A 9,792-nucleotide genomic window follows, 5' to 3' on the forward strand; every position below is an offset into this window, starting at 1 on the left:
GCCCCAGGATCATCAAGCCGGGGCTGTCTTGGAGCTTCAGCGGAACGGGGCCCAGTTCGTGTCGCTCGCCGATTGCGAAAGCGATGGACAGGTCGTCGCCGCTCGGATGCGCGGCGGCGTACTCCAGAATCGCCCGCAACTCCACCCGCTGCGGAAGCCGTTGCAGGGTAGCGTGTTTCGTCACCCCCGCCACATCGGCGATCCGCGCGCCGACGTCGACGATGCTCACCAGCGTGCCGGTGGCGGGGTCGGAGAGCGCCGGAACCCCGACGCGGAGCTCGTGCAGGCTGTCGGTCAGTCCGAAGCCCGGACGGTTCAGCGTTCGCCGCGCGGCGTCACGCGATTCGAGCGACGAATGCCCCATCTGGCTCTCGCTGGGGTCGGCCAGCCGCAATTGGATTCGGGCAGTGGCATTCTGCAGCAGGCTCTGCCGTTGTCCGTGGATCCAGCCACCCGCGCTGCACATCACGTGCACGCCATACTCGGGACCGCGGCTGCTCAGCGAGATGATCCGATCCCCCAGGATGGTGTCTTTCGAGTAGACGTCGTCATAGTCGTCTACCACGACGAAGACATCACCGAATGGGTCGTTGGGATCGGTACCGCCCAAACCGTCGCTGCCCGGCCCGAACCGGCGTTCCCGGAAGCCGTCGAGGTCGATCCGCAGCCGGCGGAACGAGTCCTCGCGCGAGTCGATCAGGGCGTCCATACTGCTCAAGATCCGCTCGATGCCCTCGGCGTCCTTCGGGGAGACGATGTCGGTGACGTGTGGCAGCGAGGCCACCTGCGCCAGCGTCGCACCGCCGATGCAGAAGAACGTGACGCGCGCCGGGGTGTACATCGTTGCCGCCGAGGACATCAGCGTCATCAGGGTGGTCGTCTTGCCCCGCTGCTTGGCCCCGACCACGATGACGTTGCTGCGCAGCGCATCGACCGCGTGGACCACCTGCTTGGACTCCTCCGGAATGTCCATCACGCCCACCGGGAACATCAGCCCCGGATTGTCGCCGTAGTCGACATGCCACGGCTTGCCGCGGTAAGCGGCCACCAGAGTGTCGATGGGCTCGGGGTCCTCAAGCGGCTCCAACCACGGCCGCCGCGGTGACCGGTGCGGGACCTGATGCAGCGACTCCCGCAGCACGTCGACGATCTTCTTTCTCTTGAAACCGTCGTCGTGGTAGAGGAATTCGTCCGGCTCGGCGTCAACGGCGGCGGCCGCTTGGAGCGCCGCGGCGTCCGATTCATCGAGCGGCTGATACTGCCAGTTGTAGAGCCGGGGCTTGGTCAACGTCATGTCGACGGTGGTCGACACCTCCTTGGCCTTCGGCACCACGAATGGCGCCGAGAGGTAGAAGCAGCGGAACGGTTCCAGGTCGCGGGGCCCCACCTTCAATAGGGCGAAGCCGTTTTCCTTCGACGGCAGGTGGTAGGCGGCGTCCGACCCGATCACCTCGCGGCTGTCGTCGCCGGACTCCGCGCGCAGCGCGATGCGGAACGCGATGTTGGACTTGACTTTCTGTAGCGACGACAGATCCAGGCGCTGCCCGCCCAACATGAAGAAGACGTTGGCGCCGCGGCCTTCCTGCCCGATGTGGATGATCAGATTGATCCACTTCTCGTGGTTGGCAAAGAGTTCCAGGTACTCGTCGACGATGACGAGCAGGACGGGCACCGGCGGGAGGTCTCGGCCGGCGAGCCGGATCTCCTCGTAGTCGTTGGCGTCGCGGGCGCCGACCGAGGTGAACAGCTCATAGCGCTGCTTGATCTCGCCGTCGATGACCCGGCGCATCCGTTCGGCCAGATGCCGCTCGTCCTTGCCGAGGTTCGACAGCGCGGCCACCACGTGCGGGATGCCCAGAATGTCCTGGGCCGCCGATTCGAACTTCATGTCGACGAAGATGACGTTGAACGCCTCCGGGGAGTGCGTCAGCGCAATGCCGTAGACCAGCGAGAGGAAGAACTCCGACTTTCCCGAGCCACTCGTCCCGATGACCACCGAGTGAAAACCGAAGCCGCCGAAGTCTTTCGCGCGAATGATGATGTTCTGCAACTCGCCCGTGGGCTTCGCGCCGACCGGGATCTCGCACCAGCGCTCGTCGCCGCGGCCCCGTCGCTCGGCCCATAACCGGTCCACGTCGAGCTCGCGCGGATCGACGATGCCCAGCCCGCGCAACAACTCAGCGGCGCCGCCGGCCGAATCGGCGATCTCGCTACGGCTCGTCGGCGACCACCGCGCCATCGCCCGCGCATACCGGTAGGCGCGGTGAATCGACAGCTGATCGGCGTGGGCGAAGAACTTGTCGCGCACCCGCAGCAGTGGCGCGGGGCGTCCGTCTTCGCCGTCGGCGTCGAAGCCGTTGCGGCCGAACATGACTTCGCCGTTGGCGCTTGGGCCGTGCCGCTCGGTCATTTCGAAGACCTGGTCCTGCGCGAATCCCACCCCCGTGCCCACTCGCGATGCGATGCGCAGCAGGGTGATCCCCGCCTTACCGACCTGGCCGACCACGCTCTCCCACGCGTCGGGGCTGCCGGTGTTGTCGTCGACGATCACCAAGTGCGGTCCCAGATCCACGGTGCTGGCGCCGGTTTCGAGCGCCGAGCCCATGGCGGTCGGGCTAGCCGCCGCTAGCGGCGTCCACGCCCCACGCTTGCCTTTCATGTGCAGCTCGGCGCCGAGGGTCTCCTCCAGCTCTTCGGGTGTGGCGAAGACCAGCCGCCGCCAGCCGCACGCATCGAACAGCTCGTCGTGCAAGTTGTGCGGCAGCCACACCATCCATGACCACACCTCCGGATTGCGGGTGACCACCATCAGTTTCAGGTCGCGCGGGTTGTGGAACACCGCCAGCGAACACAGCACCGAGCGCAGCAGCGAGCGCAGCCGATCCAGGTCGTCACCGACGAAACTGAAGCCCGGCGCCGACCGCAGGTTGACCACCTTGGCGATGTCGCGAATCTTGCGCTGTTCCAAGATGAAATCGCGTAGCGCCTGCCCGGTGACGGGTTCCAGCTCCTCATCGGAGGCGATGTCGGGCCAGGTCACCGACAACACCGAATCCGGCGCGTGCTGCACGCCGGTGCCGAGCCGCACCTCCAGGAAGTCCGTGTCCCCACGCCCGCGTTCCCACATCCGCGGGCCGCCGATGATCGCCCCGAGACCACGCGGATCGGAGTGCAGCGCGTTCTGCCATTCGCGTTGCGCGCAGACCGCGCTCTGGATCTCGTCGCGGTTGCTGTCCAGGTCGCGCAGGTAGCGGCGGCGGCCCTTTTCCATTTCGCCCCAGGTGATCTTGCGCGCCCGCCCGAAGCGCCCGGAGAACGCGAGCATGCTGAACGCGCCGATGCCCATCAGCGGGAAGAACCCGGTGGACAGGCTTCGCACCCCGGACACGTAGAGCATGACGATGGTGCCGATCAGCGCGACGATCAGCGCCGGCACCCCGATCATCACCCAGATGTTGCGCGGCTCCCGCTCCGGCAGGGCGATCGGCGCATTCGGTGCTACCCGAACGGGTTTCGGGGGTTCGATCTTCACCCGGTTGATCGGAAACGCTTTCTTGGACATCGCCTAACCTCCCACCTTCGCCGATGTCGTTACGACAGCCGCCCTGCCCAGCGCGGGCACGGTGTCGCGAGCCACGAGCGCGGCCTCCCGCGACAACGCCGGGCCCGCAGCGAAAGTGCGCAGCAACGGCCACGGCGCCTGCACCGCCGAGGCGGGATCCAGCCCGAGCGCGCGCATCGTGTCGTCGTTGGCGGCGATGCCGAACCGCACGCCGTTGTCGGACACCCAGAACAAGGATTCGCGGGAATCCGAGGTGATCACCCCGCTGGTGGAGGTGACGAAGTTCGCCGCCCCCGGCAGCACCAGCACCTGGTTGGCGACCACCGACGCCGGGTCGCGGTCGTCGCGCACCAGGTGCACGATCCGGTCGTCCAGGTAGGAGTACACCGGAAGCCCCCGCCCGCTGTAGATGACGACGCGGGCCTGCGGATCCGTCGAGCCCTTCTCCCAACTGACGCAGGTGGCCGGGTTCGCGGCGGTATCAACGAAATTCAAGCGTTTGGTCGGGTAGTAGTCGACGGGCAGGGAATTCACCTGGGGGATGTTGACCAGCACATCGGGAGTCACCACGCGCGGTGCCGTCGACCCGTAGGAGTTGGCGCTGCGGAGCAGATCGGCGACGAAGCTCGTGATCTTCTGCACCCCATCGGGCAACAGCACATAGAACTGCTTGCCGCCGCCCGCGGTTTGGGCCTGCAACACCGCACCCACCTGTGAACCCGAAACCCAGGTCGACGGGGTGCCCGCCTGGGGAACGTCGGGGACGCGCAGCGGCTCGGTCGCGGGCAGTCCGTCGTACAGGGCGCGCGAAATCTCCACCGGCGACGTCACTCCCGGGTCCAGCCCCAGGCTCAGCGTGATCGCTCTGCTGGCCGGATCGACCTGCGAGCGTTTGCCGCCCCAGATCACGTACGTGTTGCCCTCGAAGGTCGCGAGCACGCCGGCGTCCTCGGCCAGCGGCGCCGCGCGGTCACCCCCGTTGAGCGTGCCCGCGATGGATGTGACGACCGGCTTCTCCCCGCTGCGCGGGCGGCCCGCCGTGTCGCACACCGCCCAGGCCGAAATCGTGCCGCGGTTCACCGGCATCGCCGCGGGGGCGCCGGGGATGCCGATCAACGGGCCCGTCGGATACTTCGCGATCTCGCTGCGCTTGACCCACGTCGGCGGGTTCGCCGTCCCGGTGGCCAGCCGGGCGGATGTCAGGTTCAGGGCCGGGTAGAGCCGGCCGTCGATGCGGGCGTAGATCGCCCCGGAATCGCGGTCGCCGATGATCGCTGATTCACCCACGGCGCCAGTCGGTTTCAGCACATTCAGCAGCAGCATCCACCCGGAGGCGATGGCCACCAACAGGATCGACAACATCAACGCCGCGGTCTGCTTGCGGTCGTCGTGTTTCATCCGCACCGAGAATCGGGTGGTCGCGGCGCGCAGTCGTCGGTTGTAGAAGAGGTGACCGGAATTCTGATCGCGGTTGGACAAACTCAGCGGCATGCTCAGTACCCCTTGGGTGCTCGGCGGGGATCGGCCTGCTGAATCCGCTCGGCCAAATTCGATGCGTCGGCGGAGACGCCATAGCGACCCATCGCATAGTTGATGAACGCGCACGCCTGGGCCACGAGGTTGTGGATATCCCGCGACGTTCCCGGCTCGTGATAGGCAGCGAACGTTGGGCCGATGAACTGCCATGCGCCCTTGCTCGGTGTGCCCCGTGCCGCGTTGGAGTCCCAGCCGTTGATCGCGGCGGCGTTGTAATTCGACTCGCGCCGGGCCACCAAATCCATGCCACGCTCCCAGCGGGCCCGCGCACCCGGGTCGTGAATACCCTTGATGTCCAAGGCCTTACGGATCGCCGCAACGACCGCCGCCCGCCCGTTGCCCTGATCGCGTTGCATTGCCGCCCGCCTTTGCCGGTAGCGCAGCCGCCTTATTCGCAGGGCCAGGAGCCGGGCCCGCCGGCGGGTGTTCAGGATGTGTCGATGCTGGGTGCGCAACCTGGCCGCCATGCGGGCCATCGCCTCGCGGCGCGCCAAGGGGGTGTCTGCGGGCGACGTCGTGTCGGCCTTGGCGTCTTCCAAGACTCTTCGCGTTGCCGTTCTTGCGTGCCCATGGTCGGCGCGCGCCGCCGCGATGATTTCCGCGAGCGCGAGGTCGGTGTCGGCGGACCGGCGGAGCGTGGTCAGCGTGTCCGCCGACCTCGTCGCTGCGGCGGCGGGAAGGCCGTCGGTCCTGACGTCGGGCCGTTCGTGGGTGCCGGCGACTGGAGCGGCGATGGTCTCGCCCGCGAACAGGCCGTGGCCGCGAGCCAGCGCCGTCACCGCCTGCACCGTCAGCGGATCAGTCACCGACTGCCCCACCCTGGTCCCCTTTGCGCCCATCCGTCCTGGACACCCGAGTACTCCCACACCCTCTGGTCGCGAAAACCCGTGTCAATAGCATGCACGAATCCGCGGTTCCGCTGTCAATAACGAGTGACCCGAACTCGCTTGATTACGTAGCGACACTACTGCCGGACGCATGTCCCAACCACTCACCTGCAGGTGGAGTGGGAACGGCGCTATTCCTTCGCCTCGTCGTCGGCGGGCATGATCACGATTCGCCGATTGGGGCGGTTGGTGACGACGGTGGGTTTCTCCTCGCCCGGTTTGGGACCTGGAGTGTTCGGCGGCATCGTCAGGCGGCCCTTGACGGGCTGGCCATTGGGGACACCCGGGGCCGAGATTCGCTTCTCGGGTGGCTTCTCTTTGTTGCCGCCTTCGCCACCGGCGCCCATCGCGCCCGGTGGCATCATCCCCATGCCACCCATGCCGGTCTGCCCCGACATCGTCGGCGCGCCACCGGCCGGTGGCATCGGGACGGCCTTGGCGGCCCCGGCCGGGGTCGTCGGCGGGGAGGAGGTCGGCACCGGGGGCGGACCAAGCGAGCTGGCCGGGGTTGTGCCCCCGCCGCCACCGAGACCCGCGCCGCCGCCCAATCCCGCGCCGCCGCCGGCTCCGGAGCCGGGGCCGACGCTGTCGACCAGATGCGCCGCGTCGGCGAGGCCGGCACCGTGAGCGCCGCCCTGAACCGCGCTCATCAGCGGCTGGATCGCGCTCTGGCCGGCCTGCATCGCCTGCTGCGGCAGCTGCGTCAGCGGGCCCATGATGCCGCCGACCGCGCCTCCGAGCGCGCCCGTGATGCTTTGCAGCATCTGTTGCATCATCTGCGGGGCTTGTTGGCCGACGTTTTGCATCTGCTGCTGCGATTCGGCCTCGTTGGCGGGGAATTTCGCGGCTGCGTCGGCGGCATGGGCGCGACGGTCTGCGTCTGCTGCTGCGGCGTCGGCGGCGTCCTTTGCGACGCCGCCGTTGGCGGCGGCTTCAAGGGCTCCTCGTTTGACGTCGGTCGGGCTGGTTCCGCCCACGGAAACGGGGAACGGCATCGGCGGCGGCGCTTCAGGCGCGCCAACTAGCCCTCCCAATACGGCTGGAGCGCTTTTGATGGTGCCATCGCCCCCGGACATGGCTTCACCTCCACCCCGCTCGCACAACCGACGATCTCTTCATGTGCGCTCACGCACACGCGATCGATTACTCAATCAGTTTGGCATAGCTGCCTCGAAACGGTATTCACCCTGCATTTCGGGCATCGCGTATCCGCGAGCCGCCCTAAGTGCAGGTCACGTCGAACCATGCCATGTGGTAGTTCGCGAGGTACTGATGCCCATCGATTAGTGCCTCGATAGCCGCCAGCAGCATCCAATCTGCGACGGCTGCGACGTTGTGCTCCGGATACGCCGACAGGACCGAAGCCTGTATTTCGGCGATGCAGCTGCGCAAGAGTTCAGTCTCGCTGTCGAGCACGCCGGTATTCCGCACCGCGGGCGCCGCGATGGCTTGCGCAATTCGCGGCAGGCCGTCGCGGCGACGTACGGCTTCCACAAGGGCTGGTCCGAGTTCCTCGACCTGCGGCGCGGCGGAGCGGGCCGGCCGATCACCGGTCAGCGTGGGAGCCTCGGGGTCGGATTCGGCGACGTAGGTGTTGTGCTCGTGAGCGGCGGCGACCACGACGGCTCCGAGCAAGTCCACGACGCTGGCATCGTGCCGACGGATGGCTGGTTCGAGCAGGGTGACGTGGGCGGGCAGTCGGACATGCGGCGGTATCCACCCACCGGCGAGGTCAGTGACCAGCAGGCTGGTGGTGCCGTCATCGCGCAGACCGGCCGCCCACGAAATTCGTGGCTCTTGGCGGGCTACCGCATCGACGAGCCGTTGCAAGCGCTGCTGCTCGGCCGCCCTGCTGGACACCGCGCCCGCCGTCGCACCGGTCGCGGCCGACATCGCGGATGCGCCCATCATGCTCGACGAGTTCGCGCCCGCGTGCCCGGCTGGGGTTCCGGGTGCTCCCCGTTCCACTGGCGAAACTAGCGGCCCACCCGCCGACGGGGAGGATGCGGCCGACGGGGCGACCGGCGCGCCCGAGACCGGCCCCGTCGGGACCGAAGGCATCGCCGGGGGCGCTCCGACCTGCGGTCGCAGGTCGGAGCCATACGCGGGCAGTGAGCCACCCGGAATGCTCGGGCCACTGGCTACCGGCGCTGCCGATCCTGACCATGAGCCCCCCGTGATTACCGGCGTAACTGGCGCAGCTCCTCCGGTGGTGGGCGCCGCCGGAGCGGCAGGCGGAGGCGTGTCGACCGGCGTGCCCGTCGGGATGAAAACACCGGCGCTGGGTGCAGTCGGAGTCACAGGAGGCGTCGCCGCAGGCGGACCGGCTTGCGGCGGTGACTCCATCGCGTTTACCGCCCCCGCCGACAATCCTTGTGCGCCCGCACCTGCCGGTTGACCCGTGGCCATTCCGGATGCGAACGATTGCGCCAAGTTGGGCGGGGCGCCTTGGCCCAAGCCAGCGGACGACATGCCCGTCGGGCTACCCGTTAAGCCTGACATCCCCGACGACATCGATCCGCCACCGCCGGGCACGTGAACACCTGGCGATGTCAGTGCTTGTTGTCCGCTTGACACCTGCACAACAGACCCCTGCATACCACCGAAAGCAGCCGGTGATGGTGTAGGCCGCGCGGCCGCGCCCGGCAATGACGACCCCGGCCCCTGCGCGCCGCCGAAACCACCCGGTCCGGGAGTAGCCGACGGCCCGCCTCCGCCTGGCGTCGATGCGCCAGGCCCTTGGCTTCCCCCGAAAGCGGAATGAGTGGGTGCACTCAGGTCATGTTCGCCAATCTGCTGGGGTGGGCGCACATCGCCGGTGTTGAAGCCGTTTTGACGAGCCCATGTTCGGGCGTCAGCACCAATTCCTTCAACATCAAGAATTTTCTGGGTGGCTGCCAAGAGTTTGTCGCCCGCAGTCATGCTCGCGTTCGCAGCATCGCCGTTGCAACGCAACTGGACGGCCTGTACCTCCAAGACCTGCTCGGGCAGTGGCTTTTTCGAGGCGAGAATTTGATCGATCTCGTGATTTCCCGCATTTGCTATGTCGGTCAATCTGCTTCGAAGGTAGTCGATTGCGTCAGCGCTGGAGTCGAAAGCTGCCGACTTCGCCTGGTACTTCTCCGCGAGATCGAGATGAAATTTCTCGCCTTGCTGGTATCGGGATATGAGGTCGTCCGCTGTGTGCCCCTGATTGCTTGCCGCGATCATCATCCACTGACTGCGGAGGCCCTGCGAGAAGAACTGCTGCTCCGCGCACGCTTGGCTCCAATGCTGGGCACCGGCCCGCAGAGTCATCGACGATTCCGGCCACCAGGGCCCAATGAGCGCTGCTGTCCACTTGCCGGGCGGCAGGTCAGCCCCCACCGCAAACCTTTTTCATAGCGGCATCTTTCGAGATTGCGTCAGTGAGCGCCGCCTGATACTCGGCATCGGTTGCGACGCCAGCGCTGCCTTTGGCGGTAAGGGTGCCGTATGCCATAGCTAATGCGTGCGCCGCGTCTCGGTGCTTAGCGTCGAGGACCGGATCGGCCGCTGCCATCTCAAGCAATAGGGCGCCATTGGTTGTTGCAATGCGTGCTAGCGCCTTGTCTGTTCCGGCGGTGTCGACCTGAGCCGCCTGAGCCGCCAGTTTGTAGACATCACAAAGCTGCTGTTGAGCGGCGGCAACTGCCGTAGGGGGTCAAGTCCAGGGACGTGGTGTACGACGTCGTCGTGTGATTCTTCGACTTGGTGGTTTAGGCGGTCAGTGCCGCCGGGGTGTCCTCCTGTTCTGTTGATGGCGTGTGGTCGGCGCGGGATTTGCTG

The 9,792-nt window shown here is 67.1% G+C and carries 6 protein-coding genes and 1 pseudogene; 1 reads left to right on the forward strand and 6 read right to left on the reverse strand.

Annotation, left to right across the window (positions count from 1 at the left end):
- The 5 genes from eccCa to BRW65_RS32835 all read right to left on the reverse strand — a co-directional run.
- Positions 1 to 3,562, reverse strand: a 3,562-nt coding sequence (gene eccCa, locus BRW65_RS30535) for a type VII secretion protein EccCa (protein WP_073881175.1), incomplete at its 3' end; no start/stop codon positions are given.
- Positions 3,563 to 3,565: 3 nt separating this feature from the next.
- Entirely contained in the window at positions 3,566 to 5,053 is a 1,488-nt protein-coding gene (gene eccB / locus BRW65_RS30540; RefSeq protein WP_073881177.1) for a type VII secretion protein EccB, read from the reverse strand.
- Between the two features lie 2 nt (positions 5,054 to 5,055).
- Positions 5,056 to 5,937: a transglycosylase SLT domain-containing protein gene (locus BRW65_RS30545; RefSeq protein WP_084188123.1), complete on the reverse strand. Its 882-nt coding sequence runs from the start codon at positions 5,935 to 5,937 to the stop codon at positions 5,056 to 5,058.
- A gap of 179 nt (positions 5,938 to 6,116) precedes the next feature.
- Complete coding sequence (locus tag BRW65_RS30550; RefSeq protein ID WP_432206474.1) at positions 6,117 to 7,061, reverse strand: hypothetical protein; 945 nt, start codon at positions 7,059 to 7,061, stop codon at positions 6,117 to 6,119.
- A 145-nt stretch (positions 7,062 to 7,206) separates the two neighbouring features.
- On the reverse strand, positions 7,207 to 7,896 hold the full coding sequence (locus BRW65_RS32835) for a DUF5631 domain-containing protein (RefSeq protein WP_347876652.1): 690 nt from the start codon (positions 7,894 to 7,896) through the stop codon (positions 7,207 to 7,209).
- Positions 7,897 to 8,766: 870 nt separating this feature from the next.
- Between BRW65_RS32835 and BRW65_RS32840 the strand changes: the two genes are divergently transcribed.
- Positions 8,767 to 9,369: a hypothetical protein gene (locus BRW65_RS32840; RefSeq protein WP_347876653.1), complete on the forward strand. Its 603-nt coding sequence runs from the start codon at positions 8,767 to 8,769 to the stop codon at positions 9,367 to 9,369.
- Here the strand turns inward: BRW65_RS32840 and BRW65_RS33040 are convergent.
- Positions 9,341 to 9,652: pseudogene (locus BRW65_RS33040) on the reverse strand (hypothetical protein); the annotation flags it as partial. The gene BRW65_RS32840 and the pseudogene BRW65_RS33040 sit on opposite strands and share 29 nt — an antisense overlap.
- Positions 9,653 to 9,792 lie beyond the last annotated feature (140 nt).

The organism is Mycobacterium paraffinicum (assembly GCF_001907675.1).
GTDB lineage: Bacteria > Actinomycetota > Actinomycetes > Mycobacteriales > Mycobacteriaceae > Mycobacterium > Mycobacterium paraffinicum_A.